This window comes from Nonomuraea sp. NPDC003804, from assembly GCF_040610675.1.
Taxonomy (GTDB): Bacteria; Actinomycetota; Actinomycetes; order Streptosporangiales; family Streptosporangiaceae; genus Nonomuraea.
Genome location: NZ_JBEXMT010000001.1, coordinates 395,043 through 410,841, shown reverse-complemented (window position 1 = coordinate 410,841; position 15,799 = coordinate 395,043). Strand labels below are relative to the sequence as shown.

Genomic DNA, 15,799 nt, shown 5'->3' with positions numbered 1-15,799 from the left:
CGTAGCCGGGGCGGGCTCGCCGGTCACCCGGTCCTCCGGTTCTCCGGCGGAGGACCGGGTGACCACGCCTCAGCCGGTGACGCCGATCGTGGTCACGTCGTAGTGCTGGTAGACGCTGCTGACGTGGGCGTTCGTGACCCGCTTGCCCCTGATCAACCCCGCTTTGCTCCACAGCAGCGGCACCATCAGTCCTTCCTCCAGCACCCGCCGTTCCGCCTCCCGCCACAGCCGGAAGCGAGCCTGCGGGTCGAGCGTCCGCCGTGACTCGTCGATCAGCGCGTCGACCTCGGGCAGCCGCACGCCCACGTTGGCGGAGAACCCGCTGTCGACGATCTCCCTGCTGTCGATCAGCTGCGACAGCAGCGGGTCGGGGTCCGGCCAGTCCCCGGACCACCGCCGCATCACCAGCCCGATCTTCTCCTTGGTGAGCGCCGCCGGGTTGCCCAGCTTGTCGAACTCGTGCAGCACGTCCACGTTCTTCACCGTGACGTGGAAGCCCGCCGCCGTGAGGTTGTCGCGGATGGCGTTCCCGGCCGCCACGTCCGTCGGGCCGTTCCTGACCAGCAGCGTGAACGGGTCCCGGCCGCACGAGGCGGGAGAGGGCGCGGCCGTCGCGGTGGGGGAGGGGCCGTCCAGCTCGCCCCTGCCGGGAAGAGGCGGCGGCTGCAGGCGGGTGGCGATCTCGGTGCCGAAGGGGCCGTCGCCGTACAGGCGGTGGAGAACGCTCTTGTCGATGGCGGCGAGGACGGCCCTGCGGCACGCGGGCTGGTCCAGCGGCGCGACCCGCGTGTTGACGGCCAGGTAGCGCAGGTGGTCCAGGGACGGCGCGTCGGCCCGCGCGTTGAGCCGCTGGTCGGCCCGCACCGTGGCGAGGGTGGCCGGCAGCGGTCCGGCGTGCAGGTCCAGCTCGCCGGACAGGAGCTTCCGGTCGGCCTCCTCGCCGTCCATGCCCCAGGTGAGCTCGACCCGGTCCGGCAGGGCGGTGCGGTTCGGGTCGGTGGCCTGGTTCCAGGCGGGATTGCGGACGAAGGTGGCGGTCTTCCCCGCCTGGATGTCCAGCTTGTACGGGCCGGACGACAGGAGCTTGGCCGCGCCCTTGCGTACCGGCATCGTCACGGGCAGCGTCGCGATCTGGTTGAAGGTGGACATCGGCTTCTTGAGCCTGAAGACGATGGTCCTGTCGTCGGGGGTGCTGATCGCCTTGTCGGCGTCGGCGGCGGTGTAGCGGCCGGGCATGTCGAGCAGCCGCGCCAGCGGGTCGGGGCCGTTGGGCAGCAGCCTCCTGTCGCCCGAGCGCACGACGGCGTACTTCACGTCGCGCGAGGTGATCGGCGTGCCGTCCTCGAAGCGCAGCCCCTCGCGGAGGGTGAAGGTCCAGGTCCTGCCGTTGTCGGTGGTCTCGCCGAGCTTCGCCGCCAGGTCGGGCACCACCTCGGTGCCGGCCGTGCCCGGCGCGGGCCGGTACATGGTCAGCGCGCGCCCGTAGAGACGGGCGTAGTTCCACATCTCGGTGTAGAAGGTGCCGGCCGGGTCGAGGTTGTCCAGGCTGTTGGTCATGCCGATGCGCAGCGTGCCGCCCTTCCTGGCCGACGGGTTGACCACGCCGGTCAGGGCCGCGTTGAAGACGGCGGCGGTCCGGGTCGGGCTGGGCGTCGCCGTCACCTCGCCGCCCGTGCCGCTGTTCTGGCCCAGGCGCGGCCATGCCCACACCGCGACGCCCAGGACGACGGTCATCGCCGCCGCCCCGACCGGCAGCAGCACCTTCCACGCCCGGCCGGACGGTCTGCCCACCGCCCCGGAGACGGGATACGTGGACAGGGTCCCCGGCGCCTGCCCACCCCCCGGGTACGGCGCGGCGGTGACCGGCGTCGTCGCGCCCTGCGACGGCCGCGTCCACCCGGGAGCGTGCGGCCCGGGACCGCCGCCGTAGGGGGAGGAGACCGACACCGGGGGCGCCGACGTGCCGTAGGGGGAGGAGACCGACACCGGGGGCGCCGACGTGCCGTAGGGCGGCGCGGAGGAGGGACCTGCAGGTGCCGGCATGCCGTACGGCGGCGCGGAAACGGGAGCGGGTGGTGGCGCGGTGCCGTACGGCGGCGCGGAAGCGGGGGCCGGTGGTGGTGCGGTGCCGTACGGCGGCGCCTGCGGGCCCGAGCCCGCCCTGATCAGCTCCCGCAGCAGTTGCTCGGCCGTCGGGCGCGCCGCCGGGTCCTTGCCCAGCGACGCCCCCAGCAGCTCCCGCAGCGGCGCCTCCACCCCCGACAGGTCGGGTTCCATGACCAGGATCCGATGCATCACCACCGGCAGCGGCCCGAACCCGAACGCCCCGCGCCCCGTGGCCGCGTAGACCATCGTGCCCGCCCACGAGAAGACGTCGCTCGCCGGGGAGGCGTCGCCGTGGAAGTGCTCGGGCGCCATGTAGGCGGGCGTGCCCACCACGCTCGTCGTCAGGCTCTGGCTCACGTCCAGCGCCCGCGCGATGCCGAAGTCGATCACACGGGGCCCGTCCGGGGCCAGCAGCACGTTGCTCGGCTTGAGGTCGCGGTGGACGACCCCGGCGCGGTGGATCGCCGCCAGCGCGGTCGCGGTCGCGACCGCCAGCCGTACCAGGGAGGAGCCGGTCAGCGGCCCGGACTCGGCCACCTGCCGCTGCAGCGACGGGCCGGCGACGTACTCGCTGACGATGTACGGCTGGTCGTCGAGCGCGCCGACCTCCAGCACCCTGGCCGTGCAGAACTCGGCCACCCTGCGCGCCGCCTCGGCCTCGCGCCTGAAGCGCCGCACCGCCGAGGCGTCGTCGGCGAACCTGGCGTGCAGCATCTTGATCGCGACGGGTTCGCCGGACGGGGCGACGCCGCGGTAGACGCTGCCCTGACCGCCTTCACCGAGAAACCCGGTGACCTCGTAGACGCCGACGACACGGGGATCGCCTGGCCGTAACGGACGCACGCGGGCTCTTCACTCCCTTGTCAGGACATCGGGGAGTATCCACCATAGGCCGCGCTAGAGGCGGGGGCGAGCCCCGAGGTGAGAGATCGCCTTGGCGGCCAGGCGGCAGCCCGCCGTCAGCGCCTCGGCGGGCGGCTTGCCGGCCAGCCACGCGGGCAGGAACCCGGCGGCGAACGCGTCGCCGGCGCCGGTGCCGTCGACCACCCGGTCGACCGGCTCGGCGGGCACCTGGACCGGCTCGGGCCGGCCGTTGGTGTACCAGAGCGCGCCTTCGGCGTTCATCTTGATGACGACCTGCGGGAACCAGGCGGTGAGCACCTTGGCCGCCGCCTCGGGGTCGTCGCGGCCGGTCAGGATCTTGGCCTGGTCGGCGTTGGCGAACAGCAGCTTGGCGCCGTTGGTCCACTCGAGGAACGGCTCGGCGCCGGTGCGCTCCAGCGGCGCGGAGGAGGAGCAGTCGACCGAGATCGACATGCCCGACCTGCGGGCCATGTCGAGGGCGGCCTGACCGGCCTCGCGGGACCCCTCGTTGATCAGCGTGTAGCCGGACAGGTGGAGGTGGCCGCCGGAGTTGAACAGGTCGCGCGGCAGGTCCTCGGGCGACAGCGCGGCGTTGGCGCCCGGGTCGGACAGCATGGTGCGCTCGCCCTTGTGCGTGACGAGCACCACGCAGGTGCCGGTGGGCCGCTCGGGGTCCATGACGAGCCGGGCGTCGACGCCGTAGCCCATGAGCTCCATGTCGCGGTTGCGCCCGGTGATGTCGGCGCCGCGACGGCCGATGAAGGCGACCTCGGCACCCTCGACCGCCATCCAGGAGGCGATGTTGGCTCCGGAACCGCCACCGTGCATGGTCACGATCGCCGGAGTGTCGCTCGCCCTGGCCAGCGCGTAGCGGGCGCGCGCGACCGCATCGGTCATGAGATCGCCCACCACCACGACCCGCGTCATGATGTCACCGCCTTGCTGCAATCCTTCGCGCCTGACGCCGAAAAACTTAACAGCTTCAGGCCTGCTCGTGGGGCATACACCGGACACCCGTTCATAGTCGATGCACAAGCGTTGCCCAACGGACGCCGCACGTGGGGCGCGGGTCTACGCTCGGGACTGTGGAGGCAACCCAGTATCCCTCCCATTGGGAGGCGGACGTCGTCCTGGCCGACGGGGGCACCGCGCACGTGCGCCCGATCAGGCCCGCCGACGCCGACCGGCTTCGCGCGTTCTACTCCCGGCTGTCGGCCGAGTCGATCTACTTCCGCTACTTCGGTCCGCGGCCCAAGCTGTCGGACAGGGAAGTCGCCTTCTTCACCAACGTCGACTACGTCGACAGGGTCGCCCTCATCGCCACGATCGGCACCGAGATGGTGGCCGTCGTCCGCTACGACAGGGTCGGCCCCGCCGAGGCGGAGGTGGCCTTCCTCGTCGAGGACGCCCACCAGGGCAGGGGGGTGGCCTCGGTCATGCTCGAACACCTGGCCGCCACCGCCCGCGAGCGCGGCATCGAGACGTTCATCGCCGACGTGCTGCCCGCCAACATGCGGATGACGGGCCTCCTGCGCCAGGTCGGGTACACCGCGCAGAGCCGCTTCGCCGACGGCGTGGTCCGCATGACGCTCGACCTGACCCCCACCGAGACCTCGGCGGAGGTCACCGCCTCCCGCGAGCACCGGGCCGAGGCCCGCTCGATCGCCAGGCTCCTCACGCCCGGCTCGGTCGCCGTCATCGGAGCCTCCCGCGAGCCCGGCGGCGTCGGCCAGACCGTGCTGCGCAACCTGCTGGCCGCCGACTTCACCGGACCCGTGTACCCGGTCCACCGCGAGGTACGGGCGGTGGCGGGCGTGCGGGCCTACCCGAGCGTCAAGGACATCGACGGCGAGGTCGACCTCGCGGTGCTCGCCGTACCGGCCGACAGCGTGATCGACGTGGTCAAGGAGTGCGCGGAGAAGGGCGTGCGCGGGCTGGTCGTCGTCTCGTCCGGCTTCGGCGAGACCGGGCCGAAAGGCCGGGCGCGCCAGGACGAGCTGGCCAGGATCGCCCGCGCGTACGGCCTGCGCGTGGTCGGGCCCAACTGCCTCGGCATCGCCAACACCGACCCCTCCGTACGGCTGAACGCCACGCTCGCGGCGACGGTCCCCGGCAGGGGCAGGGTCGGCTTCTTCAGCCAGTCGGGCGCGCTCGGCACCGCCCTGCTGCAGCGGGTGGCCCAGCGCGGCATCGGCATCTCGAGCTTCGTCTCGGCCGGCAACAGGGCCGACGTGTCGGGCAACGACCTGCTGCAGTACTGGGAGGAGGACGAGGCGACCGAGGTCATCCTGCTGTACCTGGAGTCGCTGGGCAATCCGCGCAAGTTCACCCGCCTGGCCAGGCGCATCTCCCGCAGCAAGCCGATCGTGGCGGTCAAGAGCGGCGGCACCACCCAGGGCGTGCCCATCGGCCACTCCGCCTCGGCGCTGCGCCTGCAGGACAGCGCGCTCAGCTCCCTGTTCGAGCAGGCGGGCGTGATCAGGGTCGACGACCTCATCCAGCTGTTCGACGTCGGGCAGTTGCTGGCCTGCCAGCCGCTGCCCGCGGGGCCGCGCGTCGGGCTCGTCACCAACTCCGACGCGCTGGGCCTGCTGGCCGTCGACGCCTGCGTCAGCGCCGAGCTGGAGCCCCGGCCGCCGGTCAACCTGGGCGCCGCCGCCGGTGCCGCCGAGTTCGGCACGGCACTGGCGGGCGTGCTGGCCGATCCCGACGTCGACGCCGCCGTCGTGATCTACATGCCGCCCATCCCCGGCGACGCCACGTCGGTGGCGGCCGAGCTGGTGCGGGTGTCGCGCGAGGTGGGCAAGCCCGTGCTGGCCACCTTCGAAGGGCAGCTCGGCATGCCGCCCGAGCTGCGCACCGACCCCTCGACCCTGCCCGAGCGCGGCTCGGTGCCCTCCTACGCGGCGCCGGAGGAGGCGGTCAGGGCCCTCGCCCACGTCGTCAGGTACGCGCTGTGGCGCAAACAGCCCCAGGGGGCGCCGCCCGAGCTCGACCACCTCGACACCGCGGCCGCCCGCGCCCTCGTGACGGACGCGCTCACCAGCCGCTCGCCCGAGCCCGAACCGGCGGGGCAGGACACGCCGGAACCCTCCGCCGACCGCCTTGACGCCGGCCCCGTCGAGATCGACGCCACCGGGCTGCTGGCCTGCTACGGCCTCACCGTCTGGCCGGCCGAGGTCGTCGCCACCCCCGACGCGGCCGTCGCCGCCGCCGAACGCCTGGGCTGGCCGGTCGTGCTGAAGGCCGCCGACCCCGAGGCCGCCAAGCGGGCGGGCACCGTCCGCCTGGGGCTCACCTCGGCCGCCGCCGTCCGCCAGGCCTACGCGGACCTGGCCGGCCAGCTCGGCGCCGACGTGGTCCTCGCCGTGCAGCGGATGGCCCCGCAACCCGCGGTCCCTACCGTCGTGAACGTCCGGGAGGACCCCGCCTTCGGCCCGGTCGTCTCCTTCGGCCTCGGCGAGGTGACCGCCAGGCTGCTGCAGGACCGCGGCCACCGCCTCGCCCCGCTGACCGGCGAGGACGCCGCGGGGCTGGTGCGCTCGCCGCGGGCCGCGCCGCTGCTGTTCGGCGAGTACGGTTACCCGCCCGTCGCGGTCGGCGCCCTGGAGGAACTGCTGGTCAGGGTGGGCCGCCTGGCCAACGACCTGCCGGAGGTGTCCAGGCTCGACCTCGACCCGGTGCTCGTGGGGGAGTCGGAGGTCGTCGTCCTGGGCGCGCGTGCCGTCCTCAGGAGTCCTGAGGGTCCGCGGCGCGACGGCGGCCCCCGCCGCCTCGCCTGACCTTGGTCGCCCCCCTGTGTGCGCCGGGTTCGTGCCGCCTCGCCTGACCGCGGTCGTCCCCTGCCTGCGCGGTTCGTGCCGCCTGGCCTGCCGGGCCGCGGCGCCGAGCGTCGAGGGCCTGCGCGGCCGCCCGTCCAGGTCCGGAACGACGAGTGTGAGCGGTGCTCGGGGGCTGGCAGGATGGATGCATGAGGGAAACCCGAGTCTCAGCCGCGGGCCTGCGTGAAGCGATCGAGCGCAGCGGCTACTACCCCGACCTCGTCACCGATGCGGTCGAATCCGCGCTGGGAAAGGAAGCGGTGACCGCCTACGTGGTGCACCACGAGGCCACGTTCGACCCGGCCATGGAGGTGCGCAGGCACGTCACCGTCCTGGTCCTGACGGGCACACGGCTGCTGGTCTGCCACACCGACGAGCACCCGCCCGCCGAGGGGGTCTCGGCCTCGCACGCCTCCACCACCACCGAGGCGGTACGGCTGGCCCGCGTCCAGTCGGTCGCGGTGACCAGGGTCGTGCCCGATCCCGCCTCCTACGTCCCCGGCGTGCCGCCGACCGAGGTGACGCTCACGATCGGCTGGGGCGCCATCTCCCACGTCGACCTCGAACCCGCCACCTGCGGCGACGAGAACTGCGAGGCCGACCACGGCTACACCGGCGCGATCACCGCCGACGACCTGTCGCTGCGCGTCAGCGAGGCCGCCGACGGCCCCGAGGCGGTGGGCCACGTGCTCGCCTTCGCCAAGGCCCTGTCCGAGGCCACGGCCCGCGCCGCCGCCTGACGCGTCCGCTCCCCGCGTAACGCCCCCTCCGCGCCTTCTCGCCGGCGCATGCCGGACCGGGACCACGCGACATCTCGGTGGACCGGCCCGGCATGCCCCGCCGCCGGGCGGGCAGGGGTTCCCCGTCCCGGGTTCCCCACCGTGAGCCGGGACACTCAGGCGGACGGCGGTGTCCGAGGCCCTATCGCGAGATGGCCGGCGCCCGCTAGAACGGTTCCTGACATCCACGCGAGGCGAGCGAGGTGCTTGATGGACGACGTCCCGGCCACGCCGTACGACCGGGTTCCGCTGATCCCCGCCTACGGCGGCGCCTCCCTGGCCGACCTGCCGGGCTCCCTGCTGAGCGCGCTCGGCGCGGCCACTACGGCCGACGGCAACGTGCTGGGGCTGGAGCCGGCCGACCGGGTGTGCGTGTTCGTGGTCGACGGGCTCGGCGCCAGGCTCCTCGAGGCCCACGCCGACCGGGCCCCGTTCCTGGCCGCCGCCACGGCGCGCGCCGCCCTCACCGCCGGCTTCCCCGCCACCACCGTCACCAGCCTGTGCACGCTCGGCACCGGCCTGCCGCCCGGCGAGCACGGCATGATGGGCATGACGCTGGCTGTGCCCGGCCGCAACCACCTGTTCAACTGCCTGCGCTGGAGCCTGCCCAAGGGCCTGCCGCCCATGGACCCGCGCCGCTGGCAACCGGCCGAGACCGTCTACCAGCGCGCCGCCCGAGCGGGCGTCGAGACCTCCTACGTGGCGCCGGCCGCGTTCGAGGGGACGGGACTGACCGACGCCGTCTACCGCGGTGTCCGCTACGTGCCCGCCGACACCGTCGACGAGCGGGTGGCCGGCGTGGCGGCCGCGCTGAGCGCGCCGCGCGCCTACGTGACCGTCTACTACGGCGACCTCGACGCCACCGGCCACCTGACCGGCTGGGGCAGCCCCGAGTGGCGCGACCAGCTCGAGATCGTCGACAGGATGGCCGAACGGCTGGCCGCGGCGCTGCCGCCCGGCTCGGCCCTGTACGTCACGGCCGACCACGGCATGGTCAACGCCGAGGAGAAGATCGACGCCCAGGCCACACCCGAACTGCGCGCGGGCGTGGCGATGTTCGGCGGGGAGGCCAGGGCCAGGCACCTCTACACCGAGCCGGGCGCCGCTCCCGCCGTCCTGGAGGCCTGGCGGGACCTGCTCGACGGCAAGGCGTGGGTCGTCTCACGCCAGGAAGCGGTGGAATCCGGGTGGTTCGGGCCCGACGTGCGCAGGGAATGGCTGGACAGGATCGGTGACGTCGTCGCCGTGCCGTACGCCGACTGTGCCATCCTCGCCTCTGAGACGCATCCGATCGAGGCGCTCTTCACCGGCTACCACGGCTCGCTCACCGCCGCGGAACAGCACGTCCCACTCCTGGAGGTATCCACCCGATGACCCTGATCAACCCGGCGGAGCTGGCCGCGATGGAGCAAGCCAGCGTGCTCGACGTGCGTTACCGGCGAGGCGGCCCGTCCGGGCGCGAGTCGTACGCCGAGGGGCACGTGCCGGGCGCCGTCTACTGCGACCTCGACGCCGACCTGGCCGCGCCGCCCAACGGCGGCGGCCGGCACCCGCTGCCCTCGGCCGAGGCGTTCACCGCCGCCATGCGCAGGCTCGGCGTCAGCGGCTCCCGTCCCGTCGTCGTCTACGACGACGCCGACTCCATGGCCGCGGCAAGGGCATGGTGGACGCTGCGCTACTTCGGTCACGAGGACGTCAGGGTCCTCGACGGCGGGTTCCGCGCGTGGACCGAGGCGGGGCTGCCGGTCTCCAAGGAGGAGCCGCACGTGTCCGGCGACTTCACGGCCAGGCCCGGCGGCATGCCCATGCTGACCGCCGAACAGGCGGCCGAGCTCGCCGGCTCCGGCGTGCTCATGGACGCCCGCGCCGCCGAACGCTACCGCGGCGAGGTCGAGCCGATCGACCCGGTCGCCGGCCACATCCCGGGCGCCGTCAGCGCGCCGACCGACCAGAACGTCGGGCCGGACGGCCGCTTCCTGGCCCCCGCCGCGCTGCGCGACCGTTTCGCCGCGCTGGGCGCGCTGGAGGGGGCGCGGGTGGGCGCCTACTGCGGGTCGGGCGTCACCGCGGCGCACGAGGTGCTGGCGCTGGAGCTGGCGGGCGTCCCCGCGGCGCTCTACGTCGGCTCGTGGTCCCACTGGATCAGCGACCCGTCCCGCCCGATCGCCACCGACTGACCTCACCGCCACACCCGCAGGACAGCCAGGGCCGTACCGCCCCGTCCGGCGCTGCGGCACGGCCGCACGCGCGCCGCGGCGCTCGACGGCCCGCCTCGGCACCTTGCCGGCCACAGGCACACGCCCCGGGGGAGCCCGGCAGTCCTATCCGCCCTGGACCGACATCACGTGAGGGGCCGGGGTGCGGCGGCCATGTCAGCTCCGGCGGCCGGGTCCTGCGGGGCAGCCGTCCCTCGACCGACGGTCAGGTACCGCGGGACGAGGGCTCGACGGCCGGAGCGCCGGGCGGGCGTCTCGTCAAGGCCGTGGAGCGAGGGCTTGACGGCCGGGTGGCGGGGCGGGCGTCTCTGGACTGACGGCCAGGTGCCGCCGGCCGGGTGGCTCTGGGTTGGGCAGGGTGCGGTCGGTTCTCAGGGGCCGGGGTCCGGTGCGGTGGGTCGGGTGTCGCGCAGCGCGGTGACGGGGAGCTCGCCGGCGCCGAAGCAGGTGAAGCCGAGCACGCCCGTCCTGCTCCCCGCCTGCGCCAACGCCACGGCGGGAGCCGTACCGGCGGCGAGCAGGTCGTGAAAGGCCGTCATCAGCGCCAGCGCCTCCTCGTCCGGCACCGGGATGAGCCCGCCCACCACACAAGAGGCGCCCTGCGCGAGGAATGTGCCCGCCAGGCCGAGCGGTGCCCCCTCGGCCGGTACCCTGGCCATCCCCGAGTCGCAGGCCGACAGCACGACCAGGCCCGGTGGCATCGACAGGGGCAGCAGGTCGTAGGCCATCAGCGGCCGGTCCTCCAGCTCGATGCTCGACAACAGCGGGCTGCGGGAGTGGAAGGTGCCGTGGGCGGCCAGGTGCAGCACGTCGGCCCGGCCGAGGGCGGCGATCACGTCATCGGCGCGGGCGGGCACCTGCTCGGCACGCCGGTGCGCGCCCACCACCCGCCGCACCTCCTCCTCGGCGTGCTCCAGCCCGGGCCCGGCCGCCGCCACCACGAGCGGCTCGCCGCCCCGAGCCGAAGCACCACTGATCGGCACGACACCCCCGGGCCGGACGCCGCCATCAGACGGAACGGCACCACCGCCCGCGACCGAGCCACCGCCCGCGACCGCGCCACCCAGAACCGCACCATCGCCCGCGAGCGCGCGACTCAGGACCGAGCCAGCGCCCGATACGGCGTCATCCCGCAGGGCGGTGCGATCGCGTGAAGTCGCAGGGGGCGAGAGAACCGCATCCAGCGGAGCGGCCAAGCCCGGCGCGGCCCTGCCCGGCGGGACAGATCGGTCCGGCGGGGCGGAGCCGTCCGGCGGGGTGGTGCGGTCCGGCGGGGCGGTGCGGCGGGTGCGGGCGGACAGCCAGGCGGCGGCACTGGGCGTGACGCTCACCGGCCGCCCGCGCAGCACCGGCAGCACCGACCACGGCAGCGTGTGCAGCGGCCCCGCCGGCACGACCACCAGCGGGCGTTGCGCCACCAGGTCGGCGATCGGCCCGAACAACGTCCCCTCCAGCGCGGCCGCCTCGACCGCGACCGGATCCCGCCGCGGATCGTCGGAGGCGTGGGCGCCGTCGCCGAGGCTCGCCCGGCGCAGGCCGTACCGGAGCCTGATGACGGCCTCGGCCACGCTGGTGACGTCGCCGAGGCGGCGCAGCTCGCACCCCGCCGCGGTGACCACCAGCACCAGCAGCGCCCCGTCATGGCACAGGAACTCCACCAGCGCCGCCTCGCCCAGCGCCGACGTCACGCTGTCGAGCGCGGGCGCGATGGGTCGGCCGCCGCAGACCGACCGCCAGCGTTCGGCCCATCCGAAGACGGCCTCCGGGCCGCCGCGCTCGATCGCCAGGCTGAGCCCGAAGGAGGCCAGGCGCGCCCCCGCCCGCACCCGGTGGGCCCGCAGCGAGGGGTCGTCGAAGCGTTCGGCGTCGGCGCCGAGGTCGCGCAGCCCGCGCAGCACCGCGCTGAAGGCGGCCGTGCGGTCGTCGTTGATCCGGGCCAGCAGGGCCGCAGCATGCCAGCGCACCAGCGGTGGCACCTCGTCGGGGTCGTCGTCGGCACCGGCCAGGTGCTCGGCCTGCAGCGGCGAGGCCAGCCGCGTCATCCGCCGCATGGCCAGCGTGGGTGCGTCGATCATGAGCGGGAGCCGGCGTGGCTCCGTCGTGTGCGCGGCCGCGCGGGGGTCGAGGAGGGCGAGCTGGGTCGTGGCCGTGCCGGTGTCGTCCAGCGCGAGGGCCAGCTCGGCCGCGGCGAGCCGGAGCGCGGCCGCGCCCGCGGCACAGGAGGTGGCGGCCAGTTCCCGCGCGCACTCCAGCAGCTCGGCCAGCAGGCCGGGGGAGGGCGGTTCGAGCACGATCCTGGCGCGTAACGCGACCTCGGCGGCCAGCGGCGCGGCGCTCTCGCGGCCATGGGCGCGCAGCTCGGCGGCCGCCCTGGCGGCGACGGCCAGCGCCTGGCGGGCGTCCCCGGTCAGCAGCTCCACCTGGGCCAGCAGCAGCCTGGCCTCCGCCAGCGCGGCCTGCGCGCCCGCGGCTTCGAGTTCGGGTACGGCGAGGCTGAGCATGGCCCTCGCCTCGCCGGGCAGCTGGGCGGCCAGCAGCGCTCCGGCGAAGTCGGCGCGCATCGTGGCCAGCCGTTCGGGGAAGCCGAACAGCGTGTCTTCACAGGCTCGGTAGTGGGCGAAGGCCGCGGCCACGTCGCCCTGCCGTACCGCCAGGAAAGGGAGGTTGGCGGCGGCGAGGCGGGCCAGGTGGGCCAGGCCCGCGCTCTGCGACAGCCGCAGGCACGCGGCGATGTCGGCGGTGGCCTGCCTCCAGCGGCTCTGGTAGGCGTGCACCAGGCCTCTGTTGAGCAGTCCGCCCGCCAGGAAGCGCTGGTCGTCGACGGTGCCGGGCGCCTGCGCCAGCACGGCGACGGCCCGGTCGCAGGAGGCGACGGCCTCCTGGTAGCGGCCCAGGTGGGCCAGCGCCACCGCCCGCTGGGTGTCGAGCTTGGCGCGGTCGAGCGGCGACAGGTAGGCCCACGCCATCGCGGCGATGCGCAGCGCCTGAAGCGGATGACCGCGCTGGGTGCGCACGGTCACCAGCGACAGGCGCGCCTGCGCCAGGCGATCGGCGGGTGCGTCTCCCGTGGCGATCGCCTGGCGCAGGTGTAGTTCGGCGGCCTCCAGGTCCCCAAGCTCCCTGGAGGCGAGCGCCATGGCGCGAAGCGCGACGACGGCTGGTTCGACGGCCCCCATTCCGGAGGCGGCGGCATGGATGGCGCGGGCGCTGGCCAGCGCCCGCACCGGATCGATGCCTGACTGGAGGACCGCGTCCTCCGCCATCGCGACCAGCCTGTTCGTCACGGACGGATCCGCACCCAACCGGTGGCGACCGGGTGGTGCCCCGGCCGGTGGCAGACCACGCTGAACCAGCCCGGCGGCAAGCCCGTCGCCGCGAACTGGCCGGTCTCCCGCAGGTCACGCGAGACCGTGAGATGGGGGGTGCGGATGTCCACCGTGGCCCCGTCACCTGGATGCGGTGACACCCGCCCCGCCACATCGATGAGACCGTCCCCGATGGTCACCTCCAGATCGAAGGAGAGGTCCGCCGTGGCGAACCTGACCATGCGCGCCCCGTCCGCGTCACGTGTGCCACGCGTGGGCGCGCACTCCACGGGCCCGGCGGTGACCACCTCGGCCAGCCGGAGGGAGTACGCGTCACGGGCGGCGGCCGAGACGTGGGCGGGTATCGGGTCGTGCCCCGCGGCGATGCGGAGCGCGGCCAGGAGATACTCGTCGTTGATCATGGCACCTTTTCCTCTAGTGAGATTCGGGTGCGCAGTTTGTGGAGACAGCGCAGACGGGTGGGGCCTACGCTGCCGACCGGCACGCCCAGCCGTACCGCCATCTGGTGCGTTCCCGCGTCCGGAACGGTGGCCATCAGGCGGAGCAGGGTTCGGCATGGTTCGTCCAGGTCGGACACCGCCTGCCAGAGCAGGCGTCCCTCATCGGCCTCGAGGATCGCCGAGGCCGGGTCGGGATCGAAGGGACCGCCTTCAGGAAGGCAGAGGTGCGGGTGGCGGCCCGTCCCTCTTCGGATGATCTGGAGCGCCTCGCGCCTGGCCGCCGTGGCCAGCCAGGCGCCGACGCTCGCTGGATCCCTGATCGAGTGAAGGTGCTCGAGAAGCCGCAACCATGCACCCTGCACGGCATCAGCGGTGTCGGCTTCGTTGAGCCCGCACGCGCGGGCGACCGACCACATCCGCTGACCGAACCGTTCCTCCAGCCCGGTCCATGCGGAAGGGTCCCCGTCGGCAGCCGCTCGCAGCAGCTCCTCAGGGGGTCGGAATTCGCCCACGTTGCCTCCTCGTAATGAGACGAGGACTGAGCGTAAACTCTACAGACCCGAGGGGACGGCAACTCCCAGATCACGAATTTCCCGTGACCCCGGGAGGTCGGCGGCCTTGCGCGCCGCCGGCGCCCCCGCGAAGGCGCCCGACACCAGCGCGGCGGCGAACGACGTGCCGCTCCAGTGCGCGTAGCCGCCGAACTCGCCCCACTCCAGGAACGTGCTGGTCAGCCAGTCGGCTCGGGCCCAGGCGTCCACCCACGGGCCGAAGGCGGAGAACGGCGCCCGGCCCTCCTCCCGGGCGTCGAGGCCGCCGACGCCGACCACCCCCGGGAGCGCGGCGGGCCAGAAGGGCCGGTCGGAGGCGGTGTTGCCGGCGCAGGCCACCGTCACCGTGTCGCGCAGCGCGCCGAGCGCCTCGATCACCAGCCGGGAGGGCTGGTCGTCGAAGGTGTGGCAGCCGAGCGAGAGGTTCAGCACCTGCGGCGGGTTCTCGCGCAGCCGGTAGAGCGCGCGCAGCAGGCCCGCCTCGTCGCCGATGCCGTCCGCGCCGAGCACCCTGCCGACCCGCAGCTCGCTGCCGGGGGCGCGGCGCAGGATCAGGCCCGCGATGAAGGTGCCGTGCCCTGCCTGCGCCGCGAGCCCGCTCTCGTCTTCGCCTTCGCCGTTGTCCCGAGGACGGTCGGCGACCTCGGAGCCGACGCGGCCGTACCAGCGGCTGCCGGCCCACCAGGGGTGGGCCGCCACCCCGGTGTCGAGCACGCCGACCGTCACAGGCGATCCCTTGCCCGACGGCGCGGTCAGCGGCGCGGCCGGGAACGGCCTGGACGCCGGACCGCCGAACCACAGCGGCTGCCCCACCAGGACGTGGTTGGGCGAGGCCAGGAAGCCCTCCTCCCGCAGCCGCAGCGCTATCTCGCACGGATCCTCGCCGGGCGTCAACCTGATGCGGAAGACGCCGTCGGCCTCGGAGACCGCCTGTGTCCATTGCTCGGCGACTGACAGCGCGCCCCGCTCGGTCAGGACCTGGCCTGGGCGGATGAGCGCGGAGCCGACCGCTTGGATGTCCATGAACCGGTATCTTTCCGTGGCCGGGCAAGTGTCACGTGCCACAGCCGCAACATCTTGGTATAGCCCCCCTCTAGCACCCAGGGGCGACCGACGGTAGTCTCTCCCTAGTCACTTGTGATCATCCCAGGACGAGGCCGTTGGGGAAGGCGCACCTCGTACCGAAACGGGAGGTCCGGTGTCTGCTCGTGGCGTGCTGTACGTCCACTCGGCTCAGCCCGCGCTGTGCCCTCATATCGAATGGGCAGTCGCGGGTGTTCTTGGCGTACCCGTAGACCTGACGTGGACGCCGCAACCGGCCGCGCCGAACGTCGTGCGCGCCCAGGCCGAGTGGGAAGGGCGCCCGGGCATCGCCGCGGCCATCACCTCCTCGCTCATGGGCTGGCAGCGCATCCGCTTCGAGATCACCGAGGACGCCTCGCCCGGCGTCGACGGGTCCAGGCATGCCTACACGCCGACACTCGGCGCCTTCTCCGCGGTGATCGGGGCGTCGGGAGACATCATGATCCCCGAGGACCGCCTGCGCGCGGTCATGCTCATGTCCGCCCAGGGCCGCTGCGTCCTGGAGGACGAGCTGGACAAGATGCTCGGCAAGCCGTGGGACGAGGAGCTCGAGCCCTTCCGCTACGCCGGCGACGGCGCCCCCGTCCGCTGGCTGCACGCCGCCGTCTGACCC

General features: G+C 74.0%; 11 protein-coding genes. 5 read left to right on the top strand and 6 right to left on the bottom strand.

Features of this window, described 5'->3' with window-relative positions; all coding sequences use genetic code 11:
* Positions 1–69: 69 nt before the first annotated feature.
* Together ABZX22_RS01930 and ABZX22_RS01925 are read right to left on the bottom strand one after the other, a co-directional pair.
* Complete coding sequence (locus ABZX22_RS01930; RefSeq protein ID WP_354905054.1) at positions 70–2,949, bottom strand: ABC transporter substrate-binding protein; 2,880 nt, start codon at positions 2,947–2,949, stop codon at positions 70–72.
* Positions 2,950–3,003: 54 nt separating this feature from the next.
* Positions 3,004–3,897: a sugar kinase gene (locus tag ABZX22_RS01925; protein WP_354905051.1), complete on the bottom strand. Its 894-nt coding sequence runs from the start codon at positions 3,895–3,897 to the stop codon at positions 3,004–3,006.
* 158 nt (positions 3,898–4,055) lie between these two features.
* Between ABZX22_RS01925 and ABZX22_RS01920 the strand changes: the two genes are divergently transcribed.
* The 4 genes from ABZX22_RS01920 to ABZX22_RS01905 all read left to right on the top strand — a co-directional run bounded on the left by ABZX22_RS01920 (position 4,056) and on the right by ABZX22_RS01905 (position 9,747).
* Positions 4,056–6,752, top strand: coding sequence for a GNAT family N-acetyltransferase (locus ABZX22_RS01920; RefSeq protein WP_354905049.1), 2,697 nt, complete (start codon positions 4,056–4,058; stop codon positions 6,750–6,752).
* Between the two features lie 188 nt (positions 6,753–6,940).
* Positions 6,941–7,531, top strand: coding sequence for a DUF5998 family protein (locus ABZX22_RS01915; RefSeq protein ID WP_354905046.1), 591 nt, complete (start codon positions 6,941–6,943; stop codon positions 7,529–7,531).
* Positions 7,532–7,780: 249 nt separating this feature from the next.
* Positions 7,781–8,944, top strand: coding sequence for a nucleotide pyrophosphatase/phosphodiesterase family protein (locus ABZX22_RS01910; RefSeq protein WP_354905044.1), 1,164 nt, complete (start codon positions 7,781–7,783; stop codon positions 8,942–8,944).
* A complete protein-coding gene (locus tag ABZX22_RS01905; RefSeq protein WP_354905042.1) occupies positions 8,941–9,747 on the top strand; it encodes a sulfurtransferase in 807 nt (268 codons plus the stop codon). Before ABZX22_RS01910 ends, ABZX22_RS01905 begins: the two co-directional genes overlap by 4 nt.
* A gap of 410 nt (positions 9,748–10,157) precedes the next feature.
* Here the strand turns inward: ABZX22_RS01905 and ABZX22_RS01900 are convergent, their stop codons facing one another.
* The 4 genes from ABZX22_RS01900 to ABZX22_RS01885 are packed head-to-tail and all read right to left on the bottom strand — an operon-like array spanning position 10,158 to position 15,126.
* Positions 10,158–13,070 (bottom strand): CHAT domain-containing tetratricopeptide repeat protein, encoded by a 2,913-nt coding sequence (locus ABZX22_RS01900; RefSeq protein WP_354905040.1) that lies wholly within the window; start codon positions 13,068–13,070, stop codon positions 10,158–10,160.
* Positions 13,067–13,513, bottom strand: a complete 447-nt coding sequence (locus ABZX22_RS01895) for a hypothetical protein (RefSeq protein ID WP_354905037.1) — start codon at positions 13,511–13,513, stop codon at positions 13,067–13,069. Before ABZX22_RS01895 ends, ABZX22_RS01900 begins: the two co-directional genes overlap by 4 nt.
* Positions 13,510–14,064, bottom strand: coding sequence for a sigma-70 family RNA polymerase sigma factor (locus ABZX22_RS01890; protein WP_354905035.1), 555 nt, complete (start codon positions 14,062–14,064; stop codon positions 13,510–13,512). Before ABZX22_RS01890 ends, ABZX22_RS01895 begins: the two co-directional genes overlap by 4 nt.
* A gap of 39 nt (positions 14,065–14,103) precedes the next feature.
* On the bottom strand, positions 14,104–15,126 hold the full coding sequence (locus tag ABZX22_RS01885; protein ID WP_354905033.1) for a S8/S53 family peptidase: 1,023 nt from the start codon (positions 15,124–15,126) through the stop codon (positions 14,104–14,106).
* Between the two features lie 175 nt (positions 15,127–15,301).
* Here ABZX22_RS01885 and ABZX22_RS01880 point away from each other — a divergent pair, with 175 nt between their 5' ends.
* Positions 15,302–15,796 carry a DUF3145 domain-containing protein gene (locus ABZX22_RS01880; protein WP_354905031.1) on the top strand — a complete coding sequence of 165 codons (495 nt, stop codon included), beginning with the start codon at positions 15,302–15,304 and terminating at the stop codon, positions 15,794–15,796.
* The last annotated feature ends 3 nt before the right edge of the window (positions 15,797–15,799 follow it).

Bases quoted from the DNA above. Each gene is read 5' to 3' on its own strand.
- ABZX22_RS01885 (WP_354905033.1), bottom strand. From the start codon at position 15,126: ATGGACATCCAAGCGGTCGGCTCCGCGCTCATCCGCCCAGGCCAGGTC.
- ABZX22_RS01915 (WP_354905046.1), top strand. From the start codon at position 6,941: ATGAGGGAAACCCGAGTCTCAGCCGCGGGCCTGCGTGAAGCGATCGAG.
- ABZX22_RS01925 (WP_354905051.1), bottom strand. From the start codon at position 3,897: ATGACGCGGGTCGTGGTGGTGGGCGATCTCATGACCGATGCGGTCGCG.
- ABZX22_RS01905 (WP_354905042.1), top strand. From the start codon at position 8,941: ATGACCCTGATCAACCCGGCGGAGCTGGCCGCGATGGAGCAAGCCAGC.
- ABZX22_RS01910 (WP_354905044.1), top strand. From the start codon at position 7,781: ATGGACGACGTCCCGGCCACGCCGTACGACCGGGTTCCGCTGATCCCC.
- ABZX22_RS01895 (WP_354905037.1), bottom strand. From the start codon at position 13,513: ATGATCAACGACGAGTATCTCCTGGCCGCGCTCCGCATCGCCGCGGGG.